General features: G+C 40.4%; 27 protein-coding genes. 18 read left to right on the top strand and 9 right to left on the bottom strand.

Translation table 11 applies throughout. The features are described from left to right. The first annotated feature begins 5 nt into the window (after nucleotides 1-5). The 3 genes from corC to ABX891_RS07505 are packed head-to-tail and all read left to right on the top strand — an operon-like array spanning nucleotide 6 to nucleotide 2,909. The gene (corC, locus tag ABX891_RS07515) at nucleotides 6-890 is read left to right on the top strand and encodes a CNNM family magnesium/cobalt transport protein CorC (RefSeq protein WP_002958541.1); all 885 of its coding nucleotides are present in this window, start codon (nucleotides 6-8) and stop codon (nucleotides 888-890) included. Continuing rightward, nucleotides 871-2,421 (top strand): apolipoprotein N-acyltransferase, encoded by a 1,551-nt coding sequence (lnt, locus tag ABX891_RS07510; RefSeq protein ID WP_354629218.1) that lies wholly within the window; start codon nucleotides 871-873, stop codon nucleotides 2,419-2,421. Before corC ends, lnt begins: the two co-directional genes overlap by 20 nt. Nucleotides 2,422-2,480: 59 nt before the next feature. Continuing rightward, complete coding sequence (locus tag ABX891_RS07505) at nucleotides 2,481-2,909, top strand: hypothetical protein (protein ID WP_354629217.1); 429 nt, start codon at nucleotides 2,481-2,483, stop codon at nucleotides 2,907-2,909. 29 nt (nucleotides 2,910-2,938) lie between these two features. Here the strand turns inward: ABX891_RS07505 and ABX891_RS07500 are convergent, their stop codons facing one another. The 3 genes from ABX891_RS07500 to ABX891_RS07490 all read right to left on the bottom strand — a co-directional run bounded on the left by ABX891_RS07500 (nucleotide 2,939) and on the right by ABX891_RS07490 (nucleotide 6,065). Continuing rightward, nucleotides 2,939-3,787 (bottom strand): alpha/beta hydrolase, encoded by an 849-nt coding sequence (locus ABX891_RS07500; RefSeq protein ID WP_354629216.1) that lies wholly within the window; start codon nucleotides 3,785-3,787, stop codon nucleotides 2,939-2,941. Between the two features lie 29 nt (nucleotides 3,788-3,816). After that, nucleotides 3,817-4,827, bottom strand: coding sequence for an RDD family protein (locus tag ABX891_RS07495; RefSeq protein ID WP_354629215.1), 1,011 nt, complete (start codon nucleotides 4,825-4,827; stop codon nucleotides 3,817-3,819). A gap of 152 nt (nucleotides 4,828-4,979) precedes the next feature. Continuing rightward, nucleotides 4,980-6,065, bottom strand: a complete 1,086-nt coding sequence (locus tag ABX891_RS07490) for an alkene reductase (RefSeq protein WP_354629214.1) — start codon at nucleotides 6,063-6,065, stop codon at nucleotides 4,980-4,982. Between the two features lie 180 nt (nucleotides 6,066-6,245). Here ABX891_RS07490 and ABX891_RS07485 point away from each other — a divergent pair, with 180 nt between their 5' ends. Next, on the top strand, nucleotides 6,246-7,022 hold the full coding sequence (locus ABX891_RS07485; protein ID WP_354629213.1) for a hypothetical protein: 777 nt from the start codon (nucleotides 6,246-6,248) through the stop codon (nucleotides 7,020-7,022). A gap of 67 nt (nucleotides 7,023-7,089) precedes the next feature. Beyond that, on the top strand, nucleotides 7,090-7,614 hold the full coding sequence (locus ABX891_RS07480) for a CIA30 family protein (RefSeq protein ID WP_354629212.1): 525 nt from the start codon (nucleotides 7,090-7,092) through the stop codon (nucleotides 7,612-7,614). A gap of 21 nt (nucleotides 7,615-7,635) precedes the next feature. On the opposite strand, the gene ABX891_RS07475 is transcribed toward ABX891_RS07480, so the two are convergent. The 5 genes from ABX891_RS07475 to ABX891_RS07455 form a co-directional block, all read right to left on the bottom strand. Beyond that, nucleotides 7,636-8,172, bottom strand: coding sequence for a hypothetical protein (locus ABX891_RS07475; protein WP_354629211.1), 537 nt, complete (start codon nucleotides 8,170-8,172; stop codon nucleotides 7,636-7,638). Nucleotides 8,173-8,318: 146 nt separating this feature from the next. Next, on the bottom strand, nucleotides 8,319-8,573 hold the full coding sequence (locus ABX891_RS07470; RefSeq protein ID WP_354629210.1) for a hypothetical protein: 255 nt from the start codon (nucleotides 8,571-8,573) through the stop codon (nucleotides 8,319-8,321). Nucleotides 8,574-8,598: 25 nt separating this feature from the next. Then, nucleotides 8,599-9,075, bottom strand: a complete 477-nt coding sequence (gene bamJ, locus ABX891_RS07465) for a BamJ family beta-barrel-assembly machinery protein (protein WP_200219278.1) — start codon at nucleotides 9,073-9,075, stop codon at nucleotides 8,599-8,601. A gap of 2 nt (nucleotides 9,076-9,077) precedes the next feature. Continuing rightward, nucleotides 9,078-11,501 carry a Lon protease family protein gene (locus ABX891_RS07460; RefSeq protein WP_223231687.1) on the bottom strand — a complete coding sequence of 808 codons (2,424 nt, stop codon included), beginning with the start codon at nucleotides 11,499-11,501 and terminating at the stop codon, nucleotides 9,078-9,080. Between the two features lie 77 nt (nucleotides 11,502-11,578). Next, the gene (locus ABX891_RS07455) at nucleotides 11,579-12,037 is read right to left on the bottom strand and encodes a zinc ribbon-containing protein (RefSeq protein ID WP_354629209.1); all 459 of its coding nucleotides are present in this window, start codon (nucleotides 12,035-12,037) and stop codon (nucleotides 11,579-11,581) included. 175 nt (nucleotides 12,038-12,212) lie between these two features. Here ABX891_RS07455 and leuS point away from each other — a divergent pair, with 175 nt between their 5' ends. The 13 genes from leuS to lipA all read left to right on the top strand — a co-directional run bounded on the left by leuS (nucleotide 12,213) and on the right by lipA (nucleotide 25,179). After that, nucleotides 12,213-14,801, top strand: coding sequence for a leucine--tRNA ligase (gene leuS / locus ABX891_RS07450; RefSeq protein WP_309168590.1), 2,589 nt, complete (start codon nucleotides 12,213-12,215; stop codon nucleotides 14,799-14,801). Between the two features lies 1 nt (nucleotide 14,802). Beyond that, complete coding sequence (locus ABX891_RS07445) at nucleotides 14,803-15,294, top strand: LPS-assembly lipoprotein LptE (RefSeq protein WP_309168589.1); 492 nt, start codon at nucleotides 14,803-14,805, stop codon at nucleotides 15,292-15,294. Continuing rightward, nucleotides 15,294-16,331 carry a DNA polymerase III subunit delta gene (holA, locus tag ABX891_RS07440; RefSeq protein WP_010554702.1) on the top strand — a complete coding sequence of 346 codons (1,038 nt, stop codon included), beginning with the start codon at nucleotides 15,294-15,296 and terminating at the stop codon, nucleotides 16,329-16,331. Before ABX891_RS07445 ends, holA begins: the two co-directional genes overlap by 1 nt. 21 nt (nucleotides 16,332-16,352) lie before the next feature. Next, nucleotides 16,353-16,988, top strand: a complete 636-nt coding sequence (gene nadD / locus ABX891_RS07435) for a nicotinate-nucleotide adenylyltransferase (RefSeq protein WP_309168587.1) — start codon at nucleotides 16,353-16,355, stop codon at nucleotides 16,986-16,988. Between the two features lie 55 nt (nucleotides 16,989-17,043). Continuing rightward, on the top strand, nucleotides 17,044-17,361 hold the full coding sequence (rsfS, locus tag ABX891_RS07430; protein ID WP_002958523.1) for a ribosome silencing factor: 318 nt from the start codon (nucleotides 17,044-17,046) through the stop codon (nucleotides 17,359-17,361). 37 nt (nucleotides 17,362-17,398) lie between these two features. Then, complete coding sequence (gene rlmH / locus ABX891_RS07425) at nucleotides 17,399-17,869, top strand: 23S rRNA (pseudouridine(1915)-N(3))-methyltransferase RlmH (protein WP_002958522.1); 471 nt, start codon at nucleotides 17,399-17,401, stop codon at nucleotides 17,867-17,869. 8 nt (nucleotides 17,870-17,877) lie between these two features. After that, nucleotides 17,878-19,746 carry a penicillin-binding protein 2 gene (gene mrdA / locus ABX891_RS07420; RefSeq protein ID WP_354629208.1) on the top strand — a complete coding sequence of 623 codons (1,869 nt, stop codon included), beginning with the start codon at nucleotides 17,878-17,880 and terminating at the stop codon, nucleotides 19,744-19,746. Next, nucleotides 19,743-20,849, top strand: coding sequence for a rod shape-determining protein RodA (rodA, locus tag ABX891_RS07415; RefSeq protein WP_182671323.1), 1,107 nt, complete (start codon nucleotides 19,743-19,745; stop codon nucleotides 20,847-20,849). Before mrdA ends, rodA begins: the two co-directional genes overlap by 4 nt. Further along, nucleotides 20,849-21,613 (top strand): septal ring lytic transglycosylase RlpA family protein, encoded by a 765-nt coding sequence (locus ABX891_RS07410; RefSeq protein WP_182682065.1) that lies wholly within the window; start codon nucleotides 20,849-20,851, stop codon nucleotides 21,611-21,613. Before rodA ends, ABX891_RS07410 begins: the two co-directional genes overlap by 1 nt. A 314-nt stretch (nucleotides 21,614-21,927) precedes the next feature. Beyond that, entirely contained in the window at nucleotides 21,928-23,091 is a 1,164-nt protein-coding gene (locus tag ABX891_RS07405; protein WP_002958518.1) for a serine hydrolase, read from the top strand. 174 nt (nucleotides 23,092-23,265) lie between these two features. Further along, a complete protein-coding gene (gene ybeD, locus ABX891_RS07400; RefSeq protein WP_002958517.1) occupies nucleotides 23,266-23,544 on the top strand; it encodes a DUF493 family protein YbeD in 279 nt (92 codons plus the stop codon). Between the two features lie 19 nt (nucleotides 23,545-23,563). Further along, nucleotides 23,564-24,217 carry a lipoyl(octanoyl) transferase LipB gene (gene lipB / locus ABX891_RS07395; RefSeq protein ID WP_024605578.1) on the top strand — a complete coding sequence of 218 codons (654 nt, stop codon included), beginning with the start codon at nucleotides 23,564-23,566 and terminating at the stop codon, nucleotides 24,215-24,217. Next, entirely contained in the window at nucleotides 24,214-25,179 is a 966-nt protein-coding gene (lipA, locus tag ABX891_RS07390) for a lipoyl synthase (RefSeq protein ID WP_002958515.1), read from the top strand. The genes lipB and lipA overlap by 4 nt, the downstream gene beginning before the upstream one ends. An 80-nt stretch (nucleotides 25,180-25,259) precedes the next feature. Here the strand turns inward: lipA and ABX891_RS07385 are convergent, their stop codons facing one another. Then, a complete protein-coding gene (locus tag ABX891_RS07385) occupies nucleotides 25,260-26,546 on the bottom strand; it encodes a VCBS domain-containing protein (protein ID WP_309168585.1) in 1,287 nt (428 codons plus the stop codon). Between the last annotated feature and the right edge of the window lie 90 nt (nucleotides 26,547-26,636).

Raw genomic sequence — 26,636 nt, 5'->3', positions numbered from 1 at the left:
ACGCAATGAGCGACGGTAACTCGCAATCTAGCCAGGGTTCTTCTGGCAAAACGTGGTTGGGCAGAATAGCCCAAATGTTGCAAGGGGAACCCCAGAATAGAGAAGAGCTGGTCGAAGTTATTGCCGATGCGCAAGAACGAGACGTAATCGATCCAGAAACAAAAGAGATGATAGAAGGTGTGCTTGGCGTGTCTGAGCTTAAAGTGCGAGACATAATGGTTCCGCGCTCACAAATGATCACTCTTGAGATCGACAGCCCGCTTGAAGAACTAATTCCAATGATGGTTGACTCAACTCACTCACGTTTTCCAGTGGTGATTGAAGACAAAGATCATGTAGAAGGTTTTTTACTCGCTAAAGATTTATTGCCACTGATCTTAAATAAAGACGAGCATTTACCATCAATACGCGATTATTTACGCCCAGCAATGGTAGTACCTGAAAGCAAACGTGTTGATACATTGCTAAACGAATTCCGTCAGCAACGCTACCATATGGCTGTTGTTATTGACGAATACGGCGGCGTATCAGGCTTAGTAACGATTGAAGATATTCTTGAGATAATTGTTGGCGAAATCGAAGATGAGCACGACGAAGAAGAAGAACATCAAGATATTCGTCAACTTGCTAAACATGTCCACGTAGTGCAAGCACTCACTCCTGTAGATGACTTTAACGAGCATTTTAAAACAGGCTACAGCACAGACGAAGCCGATACTATTGGCGGAACTGTACTGCACGCATTTGGCCATATGCCAAGCCGTGGTGAAACGATTGACATAGAAGGTTACCAATTTAAAGTAACCAACGCCGACAATCGTCGTATTTTGCAACTGCAAGTCACCGTTCCTAAGGCTGATGATAACGACAGTGAAGAAACTGCTAACTAGACTTACCCTATTAGCAAAAGATAAAAAAGCATGGCTCGCACTCGTTGCGGGCCTTGTTTTAACTTTTGGCTATGCCCCTTTTGAAATTTGGCCCATCGTATTTATTAGTCTTGGCGCCATAATTTTTTGCATTAATCCCAATAATACCGGTAAAGCACACGCAAAAACCGCCGCTAAATATGGCTTTATATTTGGCCTAGGCTGGTTTGGTGCAGGTATAAGCTGGGTACATGTTTCTATTGCCACCTTTGGCGGTATGCCGCTTATAGCGTCGCTCTCGTTAATGGCTTTTTTGTGCTCATACTTAGCATTATTTCCCGCACTTGCCTTTTGGGCAACTACACGCTTTGCCAGTGGCCCTAAAAGCTTTGGCGCATTATTAATTGCCTGCTTTGCAATTAGTGAGTATTTACGTGGCACCGTACTTACCGGTTTCCCGTGGTTAAGTTTTGGCTACACACAAACCGACGGACCTTTAAGGCTGCTTGCCCCTTATATTGGCGAGTTTGGCTTAACACTAACGTGTGTGGCTATTGGCTTTGCACTATATAGACTTACCCAAAAAGATTTTAAAACCCCGGCGGTTACTGCGACAGCTGTTGCGCTTATTTTTACAGGCGCAAATACCACAGGCAGCATTCATTACACAGATAAAAACATGTCAGTATTGCTCGTACAAGGCAACATACAGCAACACCTGCGCTTTGAGCCAAGTGAGTTTTGGACCACAATGAGCAAATACCAAGACATGACACGCCCACATTGGGATGCCGACTTAATAGTATGGCCAGAAGCCGCAGTGCCTGAAATAGAAATGCTTGCCGATTCCTACCTAGCCAATTTAGACAGTGCCGCCTCGTTTAATCAAACCGCCCTTGTAACCGGTATTGTTGACTACCAGCGAGACACCAAAAATATATTCAACACACTTATTGTGGTCGGTAATAAAGAACGTGGCGACGAGCATGGGCATTACCATTACCTTGATAAAAACCGCTATCAAAAACACCAGCTACTACCTATTGGCGAATTTGTACCGTTTCAAGACTTTTTGCGCCCTATTGCCCCATTATTCGATTTGCCTATGTCATCGTTTACCCGTGGCGACAAAGTGCAAAACAACTTACGCGCCAATGGCTATAACTTACTCCCTGCTATTTGCTACGAAATTGTTTTTGCCGACTTAGTACGCGGTAATTACAAAAGCGACTCCGACCTACTCTTTACTGTAAGTAACGATGCCTGGTTTGGCGACTCTATTGGACCTTTGCAACATATGCAAATAGCCCGTATGCGCGCGCTCGAACTACAGCGCCCTCTAGTGCGTGTTACTAACAATGGTGTAAGCGCCGTATACGACCCTATAAGCCACACTCAACAAACCATGCCTCAGTTTGAAGCTACCATATTGAAAGCCAACATTAAGCTTATAAAAGGCGACAGCGTGTACAGCCAATACGGCAATGTGTTTGTGTGGGGATTTGTGCTGTTGATGGGAGTTGTTGGCGTTCGATATGTATCTTCCAAGTGATTTTCTCCAGTATCACAAAATAACGATAAACGTTTTATTTAGTAATAATGGTGCCAAATTTGATTGAACAAAACAGCTTAATAGAGTTTTCTAAACTAAACTTAAATTTTGCAGAGTGCGCCTATGATTGTGATGCAAGTGAATTTGTTGAAGAGGAAGTAGTCATAGATCCAGTAACATATAAATCGAATCATATTTATAGATTCAAAAGCTTTTATTTAGATCATATGAACTTTTCAGAGTATTCTCTATATCCATATCAAGTTTTATTTATTAAAAACAAAGCTTATTTAATGTATGAAATAAGTGAAATTATCTTTATTTGGGTGTGCTATTCAGAACCCAACTATAGAAATATAGGTCTTATGTCATTATTAATAAAACAGTTAAAAAGCAAATATCCAAATAAACAAATTCAAATTGATACTTTTAATAGAAGCTTGCAAAAGATTAGTAAAGCAAGTGGTATAAAGCTATTCAGGGACTGATTAAGCGTTGGAGTAACCGAAAGCTTTATTTACAATTTCAATAAACGTATTAAACCATAGTACCAACTAAGCGCTGCCACCGTGCCATGAGTTTCTTCTTCAAAGTAACGTTGATTTATATATAAACTATTACTCGGGTGCGCTTTTAGTTTTTTAGCAAGCTCTAAGCCCCATTTATAATTAGCCTCTCCAATTTCACCAAAAGCTGCATTATTAGCAAAAGTAAAATATACATTGCCTTTAAGCTGCTTATTTATAAGTTGTTGTTCGTCAAAATAACGATTGAGATAATTATTATCCCAAAGGTAGGTTGCATCAATAATTAAGTAATCAGTAAATAAAGAGTGATTTGTAAGTAAAACATAACTTGCGAACAAGCCGCCGAAAGATTCCCCAATTAATACCCGCTTATTTGATGTACGGTAATTTTTATTAATGAAGGGAATAAGTTCTTTTTCAAAGAAAGCGGTGTAGTTTGCGGCATTGCCAATATTTTCAAATTTTTCGAGTAGCTTGCCGTTAAAAGTCCAATCGACATTGGTAGGGGTAAAGTCGCGCTCTCTTATCGCATTTTTACTGTTTGGAACAGCGACAATAATTGCTTGTTGAATTTGTTTTTCTAGCCGCTCAGTACTGAGTGCTTCAACAAGCCCCGCTAAGGCTTTTAAATGGGTTGGGTCGCCATCAAGCAGGTAAATAACAGGATATACTCGTTCGAGGTTTTGCTTGTAGCTTGGCGGTAAATAAACACTATAACTGCGCTGCTCACCTAAAATAATAGACTTAAGCTGATGTGTTTCTGCTAACACAATATTTTCTGACGCATACGAAGCTGTAATAAAATACAGATAACTAAACGCCATTAATAAAGCTTTCATAACCATCCTTGTAATTAATAAGAGCAAACTTAACTTTTTACAGTCTCTTCTACCGTTTCAACATTTACAACTTGATTCAAGTTACCTTTAATAACCACAGTGGCTGATATTTTATCTTGAATGGCTTGTCTGTTTGGATCCCAATATATCTGTAAAAACCCTAACAAGCCTGTGGCAAAGCCTGCACCGTAGCCGCCGTAGCGACCAAAACAATCTAATAATCCTAATGGCTCACCGCTTAAGGCAACCACACGAATATTACATACCTTTTTACCCGGTGTTTGGCCGCGCCAAAGTAACGAGAACAACGTAAAGTAAACAGCAGCCCAGCCAAAACCTAAGCCCAAGTCTTGAATAATGCCTTTGCTCCACTGCAAAATACTATTTGTGCTTGTTTGTGCAGGTTTTTCTTCTATTAACTGTGCAGGCTTTATTTCGTTATTTTCACTGAGCACTAATAATTGTAAAAGTACGGTAGCAAGTTGTGGGTTTTGTAGGCCGTCCATTTCTGCTAATTTGGGAACTTGCCCAATTAAATTATCAAGCGCGTTTCGTTGACAGGGTTGCTCACAGCTGTCATCGGCTGTTTGCGCTAAATAAGTATTTAGCTGTTGTTTTTCTGTGGCGGTAAGCTGAATTTCATCTTGTATTTTTACGCCCTGAACAGCTAAACCTTGATCAGTGTTATCGTCTTCTAGGTAATCAATGCCAATTGAAAGCACAGTAAGTGCGCTTACAAATAAAATACTTGCTGCCGTTATTTTTAAGATTCTTCGCCACACATTCGACATTTTTGGAAGGTATTGCTGTGCTGTACCTTTATAAAAAGCCATTGCAGCAACAAATGCTATTAAAGCAGCGCTAAGTTTGGCTGCTAAAAATATCAGTGCAACATCAATAATAATCGCTAGTGCACGCTGAATAGGTGTAGCTAAAGGCAAGCCCAGTAAAGCGCTGTCAATTTTAAAAGCGTAGGGTGTAATAACTTCTCGGGTTTCAGAATTTGATAATTCTAATTGTTCTATTTCTGTGGCTTTCATTTATTTTCTTGTTATTAAAATAGGTAACCCGGTTAACTTACGCGTTTTTTATTTTTTGCTCAAGGTAAAGCTATTAGAATCAATGCACAAAAAAGGGCTGCATAAAATGCAGCCCTTCATGTTTTTACTCAATGTTTATTACTTACTAGCAATTATACCGTTGGATAATCGGTATAGCCTTGTTCTGCGCCACCAAATAAGGTGTCGGGGTTGTGGCTGTTAAGAGGCTTGCCTTGCTTTAAGCGTGCTGGTAAGTCTGGGTTTGATACAAACGGGCGACCAAAGCCAATCATGTCGGCCCAGCCTTCGCTAAGTGCTTCGTCTGCGCGCTCTTTGGTGTACTTACCTGCGTAAATTAATACACCACTGTAGGCTTTGCGAATCGATTTTTTAAATTCAACACTCATTAAAGGTGCGTCATCCCAATCGGCTTCGGCTATATGCATGTAACCTACACCGGCTTTATTTAATGCCTCAGAAACCGCTAAGTAAGTTTCCTCAGGGTTTTCGTCTACTGTGCCATTAAGGGTTGTTAACGGGGCTAGTCTTACGCCTACTTTGCTGCTACCAATTTCGTCGCTAACAGCATGTACCACTTCAATTAAAAAGCGTATGCGGTTTTGCACACTGCCACCATATTCATCGGTGCGAGCATTTGACTCTGAGTCTAAAAATTGATTAATAAGGTAACCATTTGCAGCATGAAGCTCTATGCCATCAAACCCTGCATTAACTGCATTTCTAGCAGCTTGGCGAAATTCGCCTATGACATGCGTAATATCTTGTTTGCTCATTTCGCGTGGGAGTTGGGTGTCTACAAACCGCGGTGCGCCGTTTGTATCTACAAATACTTTTACGTCTTTTGCGGCAATGCCCGAGGCTGAAATAGGCTGCACGCCACCAGTGTTGTCACTGTGGGTAACACGGCCAACATGCCAAAGCTGAGCAAACATCACTCCACCAGCGCTATGTACTGCGCTTGTTACTTTACTCCAGCCTGCAACTTGCTCATTTGAATAAATACCCGGAGTCCAAGCGTAACCTTTACCAAGCTCACTAATTTGTGTGCCTTCGCTTACAATTAGTCCGGCACTTGCGCGCTGTGCGTAATATGTTGCCATTAAGTCGTTAGCTATATCGCCAGGCTGTGTTGAACGCGAGCGAGTCATTGGGGGCATAACAATACGGTTTTTTAATGTTTTACCTGCAAGTTCTATTGGTTCAAAAAGCAATGTCATAATGCCTCCTAAGTTTGATTGCGCTCATAATAACGTAACCAAGCACATGCAAAAACAACAAAAACTGCAAAATAGTTTTGTTGTATCTGCAATAAAGCCACAAAGTAAAACACATTAACTTTAGGTGAACTAAATGTATTTTATTGACTCTTAACAGCACTATTAAGTTGAGGGTTTGATGTGAATAAAGGGAATGCATGGCCGTGGGTTATCTCGTTGTGTATACACGCTATTGTGTTGTACTTTTTGTTTTCGCAATCTATTAAAGTTGCGCCGCCAAAGGAGGAAAAAAACGCAATAATACAGGCCTATGTTACGGTTAATTTAGCAAGCCTACCTAAGCTAAGCTCAGTTGTTACAACAACCAATGCGCCTGATATAAAAACTGTAAACACTAAAACTGATGCACCAAATTCAGCGACCTCTAACACTACACCTATAAAAAAAGATTCTACAAAAGCCAAAGTAAGGGCAACTAAAAAAACGCAAGCCAAAACCATCACGTTACCAAAGGCACAAACAGAGCTTAAAAAAGCCTCTGTAAAACCTGTTGAACCCCTGGTAGCCGCGCCTTCAGAGCCTACAACAAAAGCTTCTCAAACATTTAAAAAGCTAAATCCATACGCGCCGCTATTTGGCTCTCCTGTAAATAATATGACTCATAAAAAAATGGTCTCCTTTGGTGAAGATAAAAGCTCTGAAAATGAAGAGATAAACAATAAGCCCACAATTAAAACACCAGTAAAATCTGATAATTCAGAAGTTATTAACCAAAATACAACAGGCACACGACGATTAGAAAAATTTAATGGTAAATGCTATTTAATTGATACTTCCACCGTATTTGGTAGTAATGGCATGCCTCAAGGTAGCGGTAAACCCTGCCCTGAGGATAAAACTGATAAAGAAATTATGTTTGAAAAAATCATGAAAAAATGGAGCCGTAAAAATAATTAGCTTTAAATAAGTGAACAAATAATATGTTTATCCGTATTGATAAGCTTAAAGTACTTAGGAGTAAGCCATGATCACCAAACAACTATCATCACTTTTTGTATTTAATTTATTAGTTGTAAGTGCACAAGCGAATGCAAACCAGCGCTGGTACGTTGTTAACGACTCAGTAATGGGCGGTGTATCTAATAGCCAAGTAACACAAACTCAAGAAAGTTTGCTTTTTACAGGCAATGTTTCGCTTGATAATAACGGCGGTTTTGCATCAATACGTACAGAGCTAAATACACAAAGCCAAAACACTAAAGCTATAGCACTGCGTGTTAAAGGCGATGGACAAACCTATCAGCTCAGGCTCAGAACAACCAATTACCTTGATGGCGCAGCGTACACCCACTCATTTAAAACAGTAAAAAATGAATGGGTAGATATAAACTTTGCTCCGAGTGATTTTACTTTAACGTATCGCGGCCGCGTGCTTGAGCAACAACCGATTATTGATTTTGATGATATAAAACAGCTAGGCTTTATGATTGCAGGCAAGCAAGAAGGTAGGTTTAAACTTGAAGTGGGTAAAATTGAGTTTAAAAGCTAGCCCACCAGCATGTTGGCGGCGCTAAATAGTATAGTCGTCGCCCCGCCTCTTTAGTTCATTAATAACCAGTTCAACCATTTGTTGCTTTATTGCCGCTTGCTCTGATTTTAACTCCCCTAATTGCAGCTCTAACATATCTATTTGTTCTTGCTGTTGCGTGTTTTTATATTGTTTTACACCTAGGTGCTCAGCATCTAAAGTTAAACTCACATCACTTTTATTCGGCTCACTTACAGAAGTGTTTATAGTTATACTACGTTGTACGGGGCTTTGTTTAAGTTTATTAATTTGCTCTTGCAGTGCAATAATTCGCCAGGTGAAGTGTTTGTATACTTTTTCGAGGTTTTTATATTGATTGCCGAACGTAGCGTTATCTTCACTATATTCTTGCGCTTTGGTATCTAGAAACTTTGATAACACATATTTTGGCTCTTCCTCATTTTCTTCCTCGCTCTTTTCTTCACTCGCTTTTTCAACAGGTAGTTTATCTGATTGCGCTAAAGTTTGAGTATTTGAGCTGTATACTTGGTATGGAATGGGAGTCGGTGAAATCTTCATTATTTTATCCCTAAAATAGCTTTGTAACTATTATAGGTATCGACCTCGTATTAAAATCCTTGAGTAAATTTTAATGTTAGCTAAAAGCAAAAAGCCCCACTTTATTAAAGTAGGGCTTATACCAATTTATTAAACTAACTCGTTGCTTACTTAGTGCTTTGGTTATCTTGTGAGAGCGCAATAAGTGCAAGCGCCGCATTTAGGCGAGTATTTAAATTATTATAAATAGTCATTCCAAACACACCGATAATACAAACTATTAAACCCATTTGTAGGTTAACGCTCATCTTTAGTAAAAAAACAGCTGCAACGAGTAAGCACAGCGCTAATGCATAAATAATAGATTGAAAGGTAAAGTTAATATCACCCTTGGCTATTTTAAGTAATTCGTCTTTATTCATAATTTACTTCCTTGTTATTTAATTACTAAGACTCAATTGCCAGTAGCTCTACTTCAAAAATAAGTACTGAGGCAGGAGGAATACTCCCTACACGTTTTTCGCCGTATGCTAATTGGTGCGGTACATAAAATGTGTATTTATCGCCTGGGCTCATCAGTTGTAAGCCCTCAGTCCAGCCTTTAATCACTTGGTGCAAGCCAAAGCTAATCGGTGTTTTACGCTCTACTGAGCTGTCAAACACCGTGCCGTCGATTAGTGTGCCGTGGTAATGCACGTTAACCATACTTGTTGGGCTTGGTGTGTTTTCACTCTCACCTTTATGCAGTATTTTGTACTGCAAGCCAGAAGCTGTTTCTACTACACCTTCTACTTTTGCGTTAGCGGCTAAGTAATCTGCCCCTATTTGTGCATTTATGCCTGCTTGTTGTTTTGCTTTTTTACTATTTTGAAATATTAAAAAACAAAAAATGGCGATAACCACCGCCAAAATTATATTGATCATTATTAACCTTTTTCGTTATCTAGTTCTTCGTCTTTTTCGTCATCGTTATCGCCATTTACTATGTCGGCAATTTCTTTAAGGCGAGCAAGCGCAATTCCGTTTACTGAGTTTTCTGGATACTGGTCATCAATAATATCGCCAGCTTCTATATCCATTAACAGATTAAGCGCTTGGTCTACGGTTTCAACTGCGTAAATATTAAATTTACCCGCCTCAACTGCATTAAGTATTTCGTCATCAAGCACTAAGTTAACTTGGTTTGATTTTGGAATGATAACGCCTTGCGAACCTGTTAAGCCACGCATTTTACACAGTTTGAAAAAGCCTTCTATTTTTTCGTTTACGCCACCAATAGCCTGTACATCACCATGTTGGTTAATAGAGCCTGTTAGTGCAATTGATTGGCTAATAGGTAGGCTTGTAATAGACGAAATAAGCGCACACAACTCAGCCAAAGATGCGCTATCGCCATCTATGTAACCATAGCTTTGCTCAATGGCAATATTAGCGCTAAGCGTTAAGCTAAAGTGCTGCGCATATTTATTACCTAAATAACCGGTAAGCAACATAACACCTTTTGAGTGAATTGCTTTACCAAGCTCAGCTTCGCGTTCAACATCTATTACGCCATCGGCGCCAGCATAAACCGTTGCCGTAATACGCGCAGGGGTACCAAATGAGGTATCGCCAATGTGTAATACGGTTAAGCCATTTACTTTACCAATGGCTTGGCCGTCGGTTGCAATAAGTGTGTGACCTTCTTTTATATCGCTTAGCATGTTTTCACTAATTTGGCCGGTACGGTATTGCTTACCTTCAATGGCTTCATCAATATGATGCGCATCTATAACAGTTAATTTATCTTGTTTTGCGTAGTAACTTGCCTCTGCAACTAATTCAAGTACATCAGCAAAGCGCGCAGAAAGCTTATTGTGATGCTCTGCTTGGCGGTAGCTAAACTTAAGTAAACGCACCATAGCTGCTTGTGTGGTAGTGCACTTTAATGTTTGCTCGCAGTACTCGGTAACTTTAGTTATAAATTGGTACTGTAATTTATCGCTACTTGGTAAGTAGTAATCAAAGTCAGCTAATACTCTAAATAACTCTGCAAACTCTTCATCGTATTCACCTATGGTGTAATACAGTTCGCGCGAGCCTAATAAAATAATTTTTACATCAAGCGGTATAAGCTGCGGGCGAAGTGTAAAACTACTACCTACTGAGCTATCTTGATACGGTAAGTCGTTTTTAATTTGATGCGTTTTAAGCGACAGTTTTAAACCATCCCACACTTGAGGGTTAGCCATTACCTTTTCAGCATCCATAATTAAATAACCGCCATTAGCACGGTGCAATGCGCCCGGCTGAATAGAGCGATAACTGGTAATTAAAGACCCTTGCGATGTGGAATACTCAATTTTACCAAATATATTACCAAATGTTGGATTGGGCTCGTACACCACGGGTGCTGCATCGTCTTCTTTAAACTCAACTAAAATATTAGGTGCAAAAAAGTCGGTAAGCATGCCTTTACGATCAAAGTCTTCTTTGCTTTCTTCGCTTTCGTCTTCGTCATCGAGCCATTCAAGTACCGCGTCTATAATTTCAACGCGTATATCTTTTAAATAACGCAGTACACCAATATGAGTTGCATATTTATGTTCTAAGTCTTTTAAAAGCGGTTTTGTGGCCTGCTCTGCAGTCGACTTTTTAAGATTACGCTGTTTTTCTTTTGATTCGCGCTTCCAGCGTGGCAGCTCAATTAACGCTTCTATTAATGCATCTTCTAGCTTTTCAATTTTTTCAAAAAACTCTTCGCGTAACGTTTCTTCAAGTTCGCCAAATTCGCTGTCGCTTAATTGTTTACCATCTACTAGCGGTGCAAACCCTACTGAATTTTTTTCTTCAACTAATGCAACACTTTGCTCAAATGCCGCAATTTCTACTGCGGTAATAGCGCTGTCGTAGGCATCGTTAAATTCACGGTCGATTGATTTTTTTTTGCGTTGGTATCCTGGGTTATCAAATGCAGCAGGAAATGTGTCGAGTACTTCATCTAAAAATGAATCTATGTCGTCACTAAGTTGCTTGCTTTGCCCTGCATGCATAAACAACGCGATAGGCTCTCTGTGATCATCGTAATTATTTACGTATAGCCATTCGTTTGGGGTTGGGCGGTCTTTTGCGTGTTGCTTAAGTTTATCTTTAACAAGCGTAAAGCGCCCATGGGCAGCCTCGCCCATTACATAAACGTTATAACCAGGTAGTTCCATCCCTAAAGAGAAATCTAAGGCACTTTGGGCGCGTTGTTGGCCTATAAATGTTAGTTGCTCGGGGTATGGATTGCTCATACACGTATGTACGTGATTAGTAGAAATACTCGGTGCGAGCTTTGAAACAGATAGTGGCAGCAATTTTTTCGTCATTCTAACTTCTTTTTTTACCAACATATTCGCTGGCCTTTGGGCGTATTAAGTGGCCCGCAGCCACTTAATACTTATATTTAAGGGTGCAGCGCCTTACGACTAAAATAGATTCCATCACATTCAATACACGGTGTAATTTGTGTCGCGTGATAAACATCGTAACTATGGGTGCAATTCTTACATACTAATGTGCCCATGGCTATCCATTCGGCTGCGTGATACACACCATTGTGCTTAAAATCTTGACTAAGAGATTGCCACTCAAGCTGAGTTTTATCTTCTATGTGTGAAAGCTCAAACCATAATGATTCTTTAAGCTCTTGCCATGCAAGCGAATTATAGTGCGATTCGTTTTCTTGGACATGTTCTATATCGCGCTGTAAATAACTTTTATATAAAGCGTATCTTTCTTGCCCTAAATCTTTAAGTGCCTGCTCAGATTCAACAAATCGAGTAACTGCGTCTTTTACTTCATGATCTTTTACATCTTTTAGCCATTTGGTTAAATCGCCAAGCCATGCTTTATAATCTGCCATTTTTTACTCCTTCAAAATTGCTGTTAAATCACCCTATAACTTAGATAAGTATAGGTTAACCTGAACTGAAGGTTAGAATTTATCAAAACCGCGTTTTTGACGCTGTGAATAGCACTTTATTTGGGGTATCCTAATGGCAATTTTTTATTAGTTTGCAAGAAGTCTGGAACCATAGATGCAAGAGCAATATAACCCGCAAGATATAGAGTCAAAAGTACAAAGCTACTGGGAAGAAAACCAGGTATTTAAAGTCACTGAAGATGAGAGCAAAGAAAAGTATTATTGCCTTTCTATGTTTCCTTATCCGAGTGGTCGACTGCATATGGGTCATGTACGTAACTACACCATTGGTGATGTTGTTTCTCGTTTCCAGCGCCTGCAAGGCAAAAACGTAATGCAACCTATGGGTTGGGATGCGTTTGGTTTACCTGCAGAAAACGCTGCTATTAAAAACAAAACAGCACCTGCTAAGTGGACATACGAAAATATTGATTACATGCGTACACAGCTTAAGCAATTAGGTTTTGGTTATGACTGGGATCGCGAAATTGCGACATGTCATCCAGAATACTACAAGTGGGAGCAGTGGTTTTTCACTAAGCTTTACGAAAAAGGCTTAGTGTATAAAAAAATGTCGACGGTTAACTGGGATCCAGTGGATCAAACAGTATTAGCTAACGAGCAAGTTATTGACGGTCGCGGTTGGCGTTCAGGCGCTGTGGTTGAGCAAAAAGAAATCCCACAGTGGTTTATTAAAATTACCGACTACGCACAAGAACTACTTGACGATTTAGACAAGTTGGAAGATTGGCCAGAGCAAGTTAAAACAATGCAGCGTAACTGGATTGGCCGCTCTGAAGGGTGTGATATTGAATTTAAACGCACCGATAATAACGAAACTTTTAGTGTATACACAACTCGTCCAGACACCTTTATGGGTGTTACGTATGTTGCTGTTGCTGGTGGTCACCCTATTGCACAAGAAGCCGCTAAAAATAGCGATGCTGTTGCAATGTTTGTTGAAGAATGCAAAAACACCAAAATTGCCGAAGCAGACATAGCAACAATGGAGAAAAAAGGCATAGCAACAGGCTTTTATGCAACTCACCCATTAACGGGCGAGCAAGTACCAATTTGGGTCGCTAACTTTGTATTAATGCATTACGGCTCAGGCGCTGTTATGGCGGTACCTGCACACGACCAACGCGATTTTGAATTTGCAACGGCTTACGGCCTAGATATTAAACAAGTAATTGCACCGGTTGAAGGCTCAGATCTTGAAGTAAACCTTGAGCAAGAAGCATTTACCGACAAAGGTGTGCTTGTAAATTCAGGTGAATTTGACGGTCTTGATTTTGATACCGCGTTTAAAGCCATTGCCGACAAGCTTGAAGCACTCGGTGTTGGGGAGCGTAAAGTAAACTTCCGTCTACGTGACTGGGGTGTGAGCCGTCAGCGTTATTGGGGTTCTCCAATCCCAATGCTTAGCGACCAAGAAGGCAAAGAACTTGCAGCAACAGAAGATATGCTACCAGTTCGCTTACCAGAAGATGTGGTAATGAATGGTGTAACGTCACCTCTTAAAGCAGACCCAGAATGGGCTAAAACAACAGTAAATGGCGCACCTGCGTTTCACGAAACTGACACGTTTGACACCTTTATGGAATCATCTTGGTACTACGCACGCTACTGTAGCCCACGCTACGACGAAGGCATGCTAGATCCAGCGGCTGCTAACTATTGGTTACCAGTAAACCAATACATTGGTGGTATTGAGCACGCTATTTTACACTTATTGTACTCGCGATTTTTCCATAAATTATTACGTGACTTTGGTTTGGTAAATTCAGACGAACCGTTCGACCGCTTACTTTGTCAAGGTATGGTGCTTGCTGAAACATTTTATCGTAAAGATGAAAAAGGCGGCGATGTATGGATTTCGCCAAGCGATGTAAATACCGAAACCGACGACAAAGGCCGCGTAACTAAAGCATGGCATAAAGAAGACGGTGAGCCGGTATTCTCATCAGGCATGAGTAAAATGTCTAAGTCTAAAAACAATGGTATAGACCCACAACATGTAATTGCCCAGTATGGTGCAGATACAGTGCGTTTATTTATGATGTTTACAGCACCACCAGAGCAAACGCTTGAATGGTCAGACTCAGGTGTTGAAGGCGCACATCGCTTCTTAAAACGTGTATGGAAATACGCAGTAGACGTTAAAACAGTAGGTTACCAAGCACTTGATAAATCAGCGCTCACTAACCCGCAAAAATTACTACGTCGCGACTTACACAAAGCAATTGCTAAAGTGACTGATGATGTTGAACGTCGTCAAACCTTTAACACCGCTATTGCAGCCATTATGGAGCTTTCTAATAAGTTATTAAAAGCACCACTGAGCGACAAACAAGATGTAGCGATTGCTAACGAAGCACTTGAAGCATTAGTTATTATGCTTGCACCTATTACTCCGCATTTATCGCATGAGCTTTGGAAAGAGCTTGGTAAAAAAGGCGAGATTTTAGATGCTGCATGGCCAAAAGTTGACGAGTCTGCACTTGTTGAAGATGAAAAACTAATCATCGTACAAGTAAACGGCAAGCTTCGCGCTAAGTTAACAGTGGCAGCTGATGCCACTCAAGAGCAAGTAGAAGCCCTTGCGTTTGCAGAATCTAACGTAACTAAATTTACTGATGGCTCAACCATTCGTAAAATCATTTACGTACCAGGTAAACTACTTAACGTGGTAGCTAACTAATATGGCTGCATTTAACGCCATTAAAAATGGACTAGCCTTAGTGCTAGTCTGTTTTTTGTTATCAAGCTGTGGCTTTCATTTAAAAAAAGCCTCTAGCTTGCCTGATAACTTAAAACAGCTAACACTTGTAGGCGATGATGAAAAATCGACTTTATTTTCTGAGCTTAAAAAAGAGCTTAAAGCGAGTAACGTAGAGCTAGTATCGTCAGCTAAAGATAAAGCCCAATTGTATTTACGCAAAGAAAGTATTGAACGCCAAACACTTTCGCTGTTTCAAAATGGTCAGGTTGCTGAATACGAACTTGCTTATGGCGTGTCGTATGTAGTTAAACGCCCTGGTGAAAAAGCGATAGAAAAACGTTTTGAGCTTTATCGTAATTACCAAGACGATCCGGATCATGCATTAGCAAAAGCAAAAGAGCTTGAGCTACTCATTAGCGAGATTCGTGAGCAAGCCAGTCGTCGTATTGTTAGAGAGCTGTCGCAACTATAATGCGCTGCTATGCTAATCAACTACCGAGTGAATTAAATAAAGGGCTAAAGCCCTTTTATTTAGTATTTGGTGAAGAGCCTTTTCAAGAAGCGCAGTGCGTACAACAAATTCGCGACAGTGCTAAGCAACAAGGTTTTGATGAAGTAATTAAGTTTACTTTAATGCAAGGATTCGATTGGCAAGAAATTATAGCCCAGTACCAAAGTATGTCGCTGTTTAGTGCGCGCACTATTATTGAACTTGATTTAAACCAACAAAAGCCAGGCGTTATTGGCAGCAACACCTTTAAAAAAGTAGTTGAGCTGGTTAATCCCGATACTATTTTAATTGTTAAAGGCGCTAAAGCCAGCCAAGAAGTACAACGTGGAGCATGGTTTAAAGCTCTTGATAAGCAAGGTGTATTTGTACCTTGCTACCCGCTTACGGGCTCTCATGTAAAACGATGGCTTGATGAGCAATGCCAACGTTTATCACTTAATATGCAAAGCGACGCCAAAGTAAGCTTAATAAATGCCACCGAAGGCAACTTGTTAGCCTGTTTTCAGGAACTTGAGAAGCTCTCGCTACTGCACGGCAATGCATTAATTACTCAGCAATTAGTAATGCAAGGTCTGTTAAACCAAGCCAAGTTTGATATTTTTGATTTAAGCGATGCGCTATTAAATGGTCACGCGAAACAAGCTATAAAAGTATTAAACAAACTTGCCAGCGATAACACCGAAGTGGTGAGTATTTTGTGGGCTATAACCAAAGAGCTTAATACACTTATAAGTGTGCAACTTGGTTTATTAAATGGCGAACCTATAGCAAATTTATTTAAACAAAAAGCAATTTGGAAAAACCAACAAGGTCCAGTTCAAAACGCAATTAACCGTTTAAATATGCACACACTAGAACAAATAAACAGTGATGTTGCGTTGTTTGATGCTAGTTACAAGCAAGGTAATTTAATTGCACCTTACCAAGCGCTTGCTCATATTTGTATTAAATTTTGCCAGCCGCTCAACATTCCTATGCCGTGCCACGCGGTTAATTAATAAATAACTAATGGGTGTTAAATGATCGCAATTTTTGGTGGCACTTTCGACCCAGTCCATTTAGGCCATCTAAATATGGCGCAGCAATGCGTTAATGTGTTTAATTTAGATACGCTTTATTTTATGCCCTGTGCACTCCCTGCACATAAAGCAGCTCCGGGAATTAGTACTCAGCACCGTATTAATATGCTAAACGCAGCCATTGCACCTCATCCTCATTTTGAACTCGATTTAAGAGAGCTTAACCGAGCTGGTCCATCGTATTCACTACTTAGTTTGCAAGAACTTCGTAAAGAGCACCCCACTACGCCTATTTTATTTTTAATTGGTATGGACTCGTTTAACAATCTCGATAAATGGTTTGAGTGGAAGGCAATAACGCAGCTTTGCCATATTGTGGTGTACCAGCGTCCTGCTCAACATTGCACTGTAACAGGTGAGCTCAAAAGCTATATGCAACGCGCAAATGCCGGCGAAGTCGCGGCACTAAAACACTCACTTGCAGGTAAACTTTATTTTTTACCGGGTGAAATGCTCGATGCGGCCTCAAGTACAATTCGCAAGCAGCTAAAAAAAAGTAATAAAAAGAATGAACTATTGCCCGACGCAGTGAGTCATTACATAGAAGTGCATCAGCTCTATCAAATTGATGCTTAAAAACTCCTAGCGTGTTAAAATGCGCGCCATTAAATTTTTAAATTGAGACAAAACCTTGGATTCAAAACAACTACTCGCCTTTGCAATGGATAAAATTGACGATATGAAAGCGCGTGACATCGTTCATATTGACGTAACTGAAACATCAGATATTACAGATTACATGGTAATTTGTTCTGGTACTTCTAAACGCCACGTACAGTCAATTGCCGATCACTTAGCAAAAGAAGCGCGTCATGCAGATTCAGAGCCACTAGGTTATGAAGGTGAAGGCGACGGCGAATGGGCACTGGTTGATTTAGGTGATGTGGTTGTACACGTGATGCAAAACGAAGCACGTAGCTATTACGATCTAGAAAAACTGTGGGGCTAAACGCTCACTCATTTTAGACAATGCTTGGAAGTAATACGTGAAAATACAAATGATTGCTGTTGGTACTAAAATGCCAGCATGGGTAGAAACGGGATTTGCAGAATATCAGCGCCGTTTCCCTAAAGATATGGCGCTAGAGTTAATCGAAATTCCAGCCGGTAAACGTGGTAAAAATGCAGATATAAAGCGTATTTTACACATTGAAGGTGAAAAAACATTAGCGGCTATTCCAAAAGGCAATCGTATTGTAACGTTAGAGGTAACAGGGAAAGCACTGGATACTCACCAACTTGCTAAAAATATGGAAAAATGGCAACTCGATGGCCGCGATGTAAGTTTACTTATTGGCGGACCTGAAGGACTTGCTCCAGAGTGTATTGCAGCGTCTGAGCAAAAATGGTCGTTATCTAATTTAACATTGCCGCATCCTTTGGTGCGTATAATTGTTGCAGAGAGCCTTTACCGAGGCTGGAGCTTAAATAACAACCATCCTTATCATCGCGAGTAACCCTTGCCATGCTAAAACATAGACCCACTATTCGTGACCACTCCGCAGAAGCAAACTTATTTGCTAGGCGAGCATTCGTGGGTTTTGTTTTTGTATTAGGATTAGTCGCAGTATTGCTTTCTAATCTTTATACTATTCAGGTCGAAGATCACCAAGACTACCAAACCCGCTCCAACGATAACCGCATTAAAGTTATTCCTATTGCACCCAACCGTGGTTTAATTTACGACCGTAACGGTGTGCTACTTGCTGAAAACAAACCTGTTTACAACCTTGAGGTCATCCCCGAAGAGGTAGACGACCTTGACGAATCGCTTAATCAAATAAGTAAAATAATTGCGATTACAGAGCAAGACAAACAAGACTTTTTAAAAGATATAAAACACACCCGTCGTTTTAAATCACAAGTATTAAAAGCCCGCTTAGACGAAACAGAAGTGGCGAAATTTTCGGTTAATCAACATAAATTTCCTGGTTTTAGCATTGAGGCACGCCTTGCTCGCTACTACCCATTTGGCGACACACTAACGCATGCGCTCGGTTATGTTGCCAAGCTTAATAGAAAAGAGCTAAACCAATTAGAGCAAGAAGACCGTGCAACCAATTACCGCGCCACACATGATATTGGCAAACTCGGCATAGAGAAATATTACGAAGAAACACTGCACGGTAAAGTAGGCTCACAACGGGTAGAAGTTAATAACCGTGGCCGTGTAATACGCACCCTGAGCATGACCCAACCGCAACCAGGTAGCGACTTAGTACTGACTTTAGACGTTGGCTTGCAACAAATAGCACAACACGCGCTTAAAGATATGCGCGGCGCTGTTGTAGTTATGGACGCCAAAGATGGCGGCGTGCTGGCACTTTATTCAAACCCAAGTTACGATCCAAACTTATTTGTACACGGCATTAGCAGCAAAAATTATAAAGCGCTGCTTAACCAAGACCGGCCATTAATAAACCGTACTACGCAAGGTCGTTATGCGCCGGCCTCTACTGTAAAGCCTTTAATGGCAGTATTAGCGCTTGAAGAAAATATAGTAAATGAGTCAACATCAATGTGGGATCCTGGCTTTTTTCAAATTCCAAATGTTGAACATAAATGGCGAGATTGGAAACGTTGGGGCCATGGTCATGTAGATGTATATAAAGCGATTGAAGAGTCGTGTGATACCTATTTTTACGATGCGGCTTATCGATTAGGCATTACTAAAATAAGCGATTTTATGGCCCGTTTTGGCTACGGTGATTTGTCAGGTATTGATATTCACGAAGAAACTACTGCTATTCTACCTTCAAAAGAATGGAAAGAAGGACGCTTTAAAGAGTCTTGGTGGCGCGGTGATACTATTTCGGTAGGCATTGGCCAAGGTTACTGGACTGCCACACCTATTCAAATTGCAAATGCAACTAACATATTAGTTAATCGTGGTATTAATCATCCCCCTCATTTGGTGCAAGTGATAAAAAAAGATAACGACATAACGCAAATTAACAACGAAGAAAAACCCCCTGTTATTTTAAAAGATCCGCGCCATTGGCAGGTATCGTTAGATGCAATGCATAATACAGTACAAAAAATATCAGGCACAGCCCACAAAGCATTTAAAGGGACTAACTACGACTCGGCTGGTAAAACCGGTACCGCGCAAGTAGTTAGTATTGCCCAAGGTGAACGCTACGATGCAGAATCTCTTAAAGAGCGCCAACGCGATAATACAATTTATGTAGGCTTTGCACCTTATAGCGATCCTAAAATTGTGGTTTCTGTTGTGTTAGAAAACAACCACGGCGGCATTCAAATAGCTCGCCAACTTATGGATTACTACTTTGCAGCCAATCCTGTTAATCTTGCAAGGAACGAGACACCATGACCGCTTTGCACGATAAACGCTCTATTTGGATGCGTATGCACCTAGACCTACCGCTGCTTATTGCACTACTTATAATGATGGCTGGCAGCATAATGGTTGTTTACAGCGCAAGCGGGCAAGAGTCTTCTATGATGATTAGGCACATGACCCGCATGGGCGGTGCGGTTGTTGCTATGATTGTTTTAGCCCAGTTTTCGCCTGCCACGTTAAAGCGGTTAGTGATCCCACTTTATTGTGTTGGGTTATTAATGCTAGTCGGTGTACTTTTATTTGGTGTAAGCTCAAAAGGCGCGCAGCGTTGGCTCAATTTAGGGGTGACACGATTTCAACCTGCAGAATTAATGAAGTTGGCTGTCCCGATGATGGTAGCTTGGTATATAGGTAGAAACCACTTACCACCTCGCCCGCTACATTTAATTATTGGTTTTATGATTGTAATGCTCCCTACATTATTAATTAAAGAACAACCCGACTTAGGTACCGCTATACTTATTGCAAGCTCAGGTATATTTGTATTATTTTTGTCTGGGTTGAGTTGGCGTTTAATAGGCTTTTTAAGCTCGATTGTAGCGCTTGCTGCATGGCCATTTTGGCACTACGGTATGCACGATTATCAAAAACAACGTGTACTCACCTTTTTAGATCCTGAGAGCGATCCGCTTGGTTCGGGTTATCATATTATTCAATCGAAAATTGCTATTGGATCAGGCGGCATAGAAGGTAAAGGCTGGTTGCTTGGTACACAATCGCAATTAGAGTTTTTGCCAGAGCGCCACACCGACTTTATATTTTCGGTTTTAAGCGAAGAATTTGGCTTATTCGGCGTATGTGTTTTACTTAGCCTGTACTTATTTATTATTGGTCGTGGTTTATACATTGCTGTTAATGCACAAGATGCATTTGGTAAATTGCTCGCAGGCGCACTCACCCTCACCTTTTTTGTATATGTATTCGTAAACATAGGCATGGTATCGGGTTTATTACCTGTTGTAGGCGTACCTTTACCACTGATTAGTTATGGTGGTACATCGATGGTGACGTTAATGGCAGGATTTGGCATTATTATGTCAATCGCGACAGATAAAAGGATGCTTTTAAAATAATGCGACACACAAATCAGCTTATATTTACCACGTTATTAATTTTGCTTTTAAGTGCTTGTAGTAGCGGTTCTAGTAGCCGTTATAGTATGCGTCATGATGCAGCGCCATTAAGAGCCCCAACTACACTTGAGATGCAAGACGCTATAGTTACTGAAACCACTAAAAGCGCTAGCGCTAGCCGCCCATACACAGTGCTTGGTAAAAGCTATTCGCCCATGCTTGATGAGACGGGTTATAGTGAGGAAGGCATTGCCTCTTGGTATGGTCGTAAATTTCATGGTTATCACACCTCAAATGGTGAAACGTATGATATGTTTGCGATGACCGCAGCGCATAAAACGCTCCCCCTACCTAGCTTTGTTAGAGTAACCAATACAGCAAATGGTAAGTCGGTAATAGTACGCGTGAACGACCGTGGCCCGTTTCATGACGATAGAATAATTGATCTTTCGTACGCAGCCGCTTATAAGCTTGGCTACTACACCCATGGTACAGCAAAGGTTAAGCTAGAGGCCGTTACGCTTGCGGGCGCAACTGCGCGTCAAACCTATATTCAGGTAGCTGCAGGTAGTACACTTGCTAATATTGAAGCACTTGCCAGCACATTGCGAGAGCAATACAAATTACCAACAAATATTGTGCAAAAAGACGATATTTACAGACTGCATTTAGGGCCAATAAAAGATACCCCTCATGCAAACGAAGTATTAAAAAAATTAAAAGAAAATCAATTTCAAAACGCGTTCTTGCTTTACACTCAGTAAGACTAATACCCAAACTACCCCAGGATGCAGAATTCAGCGTTGCACTGGGGCTTAATATCTAGGCGTTACTTTGTAGAAATGGTAATCCCTTTTAAAAAGTAACAACACAGAGAGTAAGCTCCAGTGAAACGCCCTAAGGGTTGGTTTAAAAACGATTTATACTGCGTTATTGATTTGAACAATAGAGTAACTATTATTTGCAATCAATGCCTTGCCTAAATCGTTTTTAACTCCAACTGAAACTCGCATCTCGGGGTAGTTTGGGTATAGAATGGCGTAACGCGAATCTTTAACTTTAACCATTAATGAGTATGATGAAATCTATTAAACATAAAATCCTCAAAGGTGTATGCGGCCTAGTTTGTACAGCCGCCGTATTCTCAGCCAGCGCCCAAATTATTCCGGCACCACCTCAAGTTAATGCGAAAGGTTATTTTTTAGTCGACTTTACAACAGGTAAAGTTATTGCTGAAGGTGAAGCCGATACACAGCTAGCACCTGCAAGTTTAACTAAAATGATGACCAGTTATGTAATTGGTACTGAAATTAAAGCAGGTAATATTGCCACTACCGATATGGTAACGGTAAGCGAAAAAGCATGGGCTAAAAACTTTCCAGAATCTTCAAAGATGTTTATTGAAGTAGGTAAACAAATTAGTGTTGATGAGCTTAACCACGGTATTATTATTCAATCAGGTAATGATGCATGTGTAGCAATGGCTGAGCATATTGCTGGAAGCGAAAGTGCATTTGCTGATTTAATGAATGCCCATGCTGCTAAATTAGGTATGAGCAACAGTCACTTTATCAACAGCCACGGCCTTGATACTGACGAGCACTTCACAACTCCACGCGATATGGCGACACTTGGTGCTGCTCTTATTCGTGATGTGCCAGATGAATATGCACTTTATAAGCAAAAATCGTTTACTTACAACGGCATTAAGCAATATAACCGTAACTCATTATTATGGGATGAAAGCTTAGATGTTGACGGCATTAAAACAGGGCATACATCAGAAGCTGGTTACAGCCTAGTTACCTCAGCAACTAAAAACGATATGCGTTTAATTGCTGTTGTTATGGGTACCTCAAGCGAACGAGCTCGTAAAGTAGAAAGTAAAAAGCTACTTAACTATGGTTTCCGTTTTTATGAAACAATTACTCCGTACAAAGCAGGCGATAGCTTTGCAGAACAACGTATTTGGATGGGTAACAAAGAGAACGTATCTTTAGGTATTTTAGAAGATACACCAATTACTATCCCACGTGGTCAGCATAAAAACCTTAAAGCTAACTTTGAGCTAGATAATACGCTTGAAGCACCACTTGCTAAAGGTACTAAAGTAGGTACGTTATTCTTACAACTAGAGGGCGAAGATATTGCTCAATACCCACTAGTTACACTTGAAGAAGTGGAAGAAGGAAGCTTCTTTAGCAAAATTTATGATTACTTACGCTTACAGATCATGCAGTAATTTATATCTCCCCTATTAACTAGGTAACTAATTTAAACGTCTCCACTGTGAGGCGTTTTTTTTTGCTTGAAAAATGTTAGAATGCGCCCCATATAAGCAAGACTGCTAATTGCCTATCTGTATTAAGCTTCAAGCTTGCATAGAGTCCACACTTTTGTATGAGGAGTCACCGTCGTGGTTCAACCTGTTAAAGATACTAAATTTGATGAGTACCTAGAGTACCCTTGCCCATTTACATTCAGAATAATGGGTTTAGCTAACGTAAACTTAACTGATCAAATTTTAGCTAAGTTACAACCAATAGCACCTGGCGATTACGCCCCTAAAGTAAAACCAAGCAGCAAAGGTAATTACGAGTCAGTAAGCCTTGTAGCAACAGTTACTAGTGGCAAACACATTGAAGAAATTTACAACGTGATCAGCAATATTGATGACGTACGCCACATGCTTTAATCCATAGTTGAGATTTGTTGTGAACGAAAACACTTTGATCGTACGCCAACTGGGTCGTCAGCGTTATATGCCAATTTGGCAAAAAATGCAGGACTTTACCGACACCCGTGATGAAAATACGCCAGATGAAATTTGGCTTGTAGAGCACGAGAGTGTATTCACCCAAGGTCAGGCTGGTAAGGACGAACACTTACTAGCTCCTGGCGACATTGAGGTGATTAAAGTTGACCGTGGCGGGCAAGTAACTTACCACGGCCCTGGCCAGCAAATGATGTATGTATTATTTAATCTACGTCGTTTAAAGATTGGTGTACGTGAACTGGTTACTTGGCTTGAAGAGTGCATTATTGAATCACTCGCCGAGTATAGTATTGAAGCTTATGCTAAAGCTGATGCACCAGGTGTATACGTTAATGACAGTAAAATTGCATCCCTTGGTTTAAGGGTTCGTCGTGGTTGCTCGTTTCATGGCTTAGCATTAAATGTTAACATGGACCTAAGTCCATTTTTACGCATTAACCCATGTGGTTATGCGGGCATGAATATGGTGCAAACTAAAGAATTAGATGGTCCTCAAAACCTAGAAAGTGCGGGTGAAGGATTGGTGAAACACATGATCAAGAAGCTTAATGCAACACAGGTTAAGCATACTGAAGGGTTTGAAAACGAATGAATAAACCAGTCAAAATGGAACCAGGTGTAAAACTACGCGACGCAGAAAAAATGGCGTTGATCCCAGTAAAAGTTTTACCTACAGAAAAAACTGAAATGTTGCGTAAGCCAGAATGGTTAAAAATTCGCTTACCTAAATCAACCGATCGTATTGACGGTATTAAAAAAGCGCTACGTAAGCATGGCTTACACTCGGTATGTGAAGAAGCTTCGTGCCCTAACCTATCTGAATGTTTTAACCACGGTACAGCTACCTTTATGATTTTAGGTGCAATTTGTACTCGTCGTTGCCCATTTTGTGATGTTGCTCATGGTCGCCCATTAAAACCTGATGCCACCGAACCTGAAAAGCTAGCACTTACTATTAAAGATATGAAGCTAAGCTACGTTGTAATCACTTCAGTTGACCGTGATGATTTACGTGATGGTGGTGCACAGCATTTTGCCGATTGTATTCGCGAGATTCGTAAACATAATCCAACTATCACTATCGAAATTTTAGTACCTGACTTTCGTGGCCGTATGGACCGCGCACTAGAGATATTAATCGAGACGCCACCAGATGTGTTTAACCACAATCTTGAAACTGCGCCACGTTTATACAAACTAGCTCGTCCAGGTGCTGACTATAAATGGTCTTTAGAATTACTTCGTCGCTTTAAAGAAGCTCACCCAGAAGTAAAAACTAAATCAGGCTTAATGGTTGGTTTAGGTGAGGAAATTAGCGAAATTGAAGAAGTACTTCGCGATTTACGTGCTCACAACGTTGACATGCTAACTGTAGGCCAATACCTACAACCTTCTAAGCATCACTTACCGGTTAAGCGCTACGTGCCACCAGTAGAGTTTGACGGCTTAAAAGCGTATGCAGACGAAATTGGCTTTACTCACGCGGCTTCTGGCCCGTTTGTACGTTCAAGCTACCATGCTGATCAACAAGCAGCGGGTAAAGAAGTGAAGTAATCACTTTTATCAAAAAATTAAAAAAGCCGTTAATGATGCATAATCATTAACAGCTTTTTCATGCTAATTGATAAAATAGCTTACTGCACTATCTTACCTTTTGTAATAGAAAAATCAGCAAACCTAACACGTTCTTCATCAGCGCGAAGGCTGTCGGTTTCAACAATCGAGCGGTAAATTCCCCACTTAGGACGAGCAAAATCAGCATCACTAAAGCCGCGCCACATATCTATGTTTTGCTCGCTTATATTAAATACCTCTGCATTATCGCTTAAGCGCGTTAACGTCATATCTAACTTGCCATTTTCACTAAATGTAGCTTGTACAAATACCTCGACCCATTCATCTGTAATGAGTGACCAGTCGGTTTCAATGAGGTTTTTATCAAGCCCTGTGTTGTTGCCGTTTTCATCAAACCCTGCGCTATATCGCACTTGCAGCTGATTACCTGTACTGTTTTTTTGTGCTCCAGAGAGAGTGATAATAGGCTGGTCGTCGTTGCCATTAGTATTATCGTTGCTGTCATTTCGAGCTTTTATTTGAAAAAAATGGCTAAACTTACTCGTAAGCTCAAGCTCGATGCTTACTTTAAATTTCCAGCTATATTGAAATGTCTCCCCCTCAAACGCCAGTGTTTCTTGTGGTGATTTATCGTAGGTTTTTATTTCGTTACGTTGTCTATCACTTACGCCTTTGTCTTTATCTTGGTCATCATCTCGGTGAGCTAAAAAGACAAAATGGTTACCAATTATCGTATCGGTATCTTCAATAATATGGACAACACTTTCATGATTACCAGCATATAAGTCTGGAGATTCAATTGACCCTTCGCCGAAGGCATTTTCAATAAGTGTGTATGCGTCAAGCCCCGAATTAACGCTATCTGATCGCAATAAAACGTGTGATATTTTCTCAAAGCCATCAGCTTGAGCTATTGGTGCACCTACAATTGTTATGATAATTTGTGCGCTAGTACCATCTACAGAGTTTACTGTTATTGTATCTTGTAGTGTTTCACCTTCACTTAAAGATGTTATTGATGCGTTTAAATCGTCAAGTGTGTATGACCAATCTCCACCAGCATTTAAGCTAAAAAAACCATAGCTTGTAGCGCTATTTTCTTGTGCTACAAAAGCAGCTTCACCTGATTGTTGATCCGTAATAGTTAACGAGCCTGTTATTGCATCATTACTATCGCTAATAACTTCACCTAGAGTGTTACCACCAATTGTTGCAGGAGTTTGTGAGGAAATCGCTTCATTATTTTGCACCGTAGGATCAGAGCCTGAGCTGCCACAACCAGTAACTAAACAAGATAGAAGTATAGCTGTAACTGTATTACAGGGTTTAAGGGTATATTTAGACATGAGTAGTTCTGCGGTTAATAGTAAGTTAATTAAATATGAATTTACCAATTTATTGTACAAATAACCACAATTCAATTACCAATTAACATT

This window comes from Pseudoalteromonas sp. NCIMB 1079 (assembly GCF_040567695.1).
Classification (GTDB): domain Bacteria; phylum Pseudomonadota; class Gammaproteobacteria; order Enterobacterales; family Alteromonadaceae; genus Pseudoalteromonas; species Pseudoalteromonas distincta.
The sequence above is the reverse complement of the archived record's forward strand: the minus strand, read 5'-3'. Positions and strand labels throughout refer to the sequence as shown.

What these genes read in the sequence shown, in the direction of transcription:
- ABX891_RS07410 (WP_182682065.1), top strand. Translation starts at nt 20,849, where the DNA reads ATGCGACACACAAATCAGCTTATATTTACCACGTTATTAATTTTGCTT.
- ABX891_RS07470 (WP_354629210.1), bottom strand. Translation starts at nt 8,573, where the DNA reads ATGAATAAAGACGAATTACTTAAAATAGCCAAGGGTGATATTAACTTT.
- lipA (WP_002958515.1), top strand. Translation starts at nt 24,214, where the DNA reads ATGAATAAACCAGTCAAAATGGAACCAGGTGTAAAACTACGCGACGCA.
- ABX891_RS07405 (WP_002958518.1), top strand. Translation starts at nt 21,928, where the DNA reads ATGAAATCTATTAAACATAAAATCCTCAAAGGTGTATGCGGCCTAGTT.
- ABX891_RS07495 (WP_354629215.1), bottom strand. Translation starts at nt 4,827, where the DNA reads ATGAAAGCCACAGAAATAGAACAATTAGAATTATCAAATTCTGAAACC.
- ABX891_RS07475 (WP_354629211.1), bottom strand. Translation starts at nt 8,172, where the DNA reads ATGAAGATTTCACCGACTCCCATTCCATACCAAGTATACAGCTCAAAT.
- ABX891_RS07455 (WP_354629209.1), bottom strand. Translation starts at nt 12,037, where the DNA reads ATGGCAGATTATAAAGCATGGCTTGGCGATTTAACCAAATGGCTAAAA.
- leuS (WP_309168590.1), top strand. Translation starts at nt 12,213, where the DNA reads ATGCAAGAGCAATATAACCCGCAAGATATAGAGTCAAAAGTACAAAGC.
- ABX891_RS07445 (WP_309168589.1), top strand. Translation starts at nt 14,803, where the DNA reads ATGGCTGCATTTAACGCCATTAAAAATGGACTAGCCTTAGTGCTAGTC.
- ABX891_RS07385 (WP_309168585.1), bottom strand. Translation starts at nt 26,546, where the DNA reads ATGTCTAAATATACCCTTAAACCCTGTAATACAGTTACAGCTATACTT.
- bamJ (WP_200219278.1), bottom strand. Translation starts at nt 9,075, where the DNA reads ATGATCAATATAATTTTGGCGGTGGTTATCGCCATTTTTTGTTTTTTA.
- ABX891_RS07460 (WP_223231687.1), bottom strand. Translation starts at nt 11,501, where the DNA reads ATGACGAAAAAATTGCTGCCACTATCTGTTTCAAAGCTCGCACCGAGT.
- mrdA (WP_354629208.1), top strand. Translation starts at nt 17,878, where the DNA reads ATGCTAAAACATAGACCCACTATTCGTGACCACTCCGCAGAAGCAAAC.
- ABX891_RS07490 (WP_354629214.1), bottom strand. Translation starts at nt 6,065, where the DNA reads ATGACATTGCTTTTTGAACCAATAGAACTTGCAGGTAAAACATTAAAA.
- corC (WP_002958541.1), top strand. Translation starts at nt 6, where the DNA reads ATGAGCGACGGTAACTCGCAATCTAGCCAGGGTTCTTCTGGCAAAACG.
- rodA (WP_182671323.1), top strand. Translation starts at nt 19,743, where the DNA reads ATGACCGCTTTGCACGATAAACGCTCTATTTGGATGCGTATGCACCTA.
- ABX891_RS07480 (WP_354629212.1), top strand. Translation starts at nt 7,090, where the DNA reads ATGATCACCAAACAACTATCATCACTTTTTGTATTTAATTTATTAGTT.
- ABX891_RS07500 (WP_354629216.1), bottom strand. Translation starts at nt 3,787, where the DNA reads ATGAAAGCTTTATTAATGGCGTTTAGTTATCTGTATTTTATTACAGCT.
- nadD (WP_309168587.1), top strand. Translation starts at nt 16,353, where the DNA reads ATGATCGCAATTTTTGGTGGCACTTTCGACCCAGTCCATTTAGGCCAT.
- holA (WP_010554702.1), top strand. Translation starts at nt 15,294, where the DNA reads ATGCGCTGCTATGCTAATCAACTACCGAGTGAATTAAATAAAGGGCTA.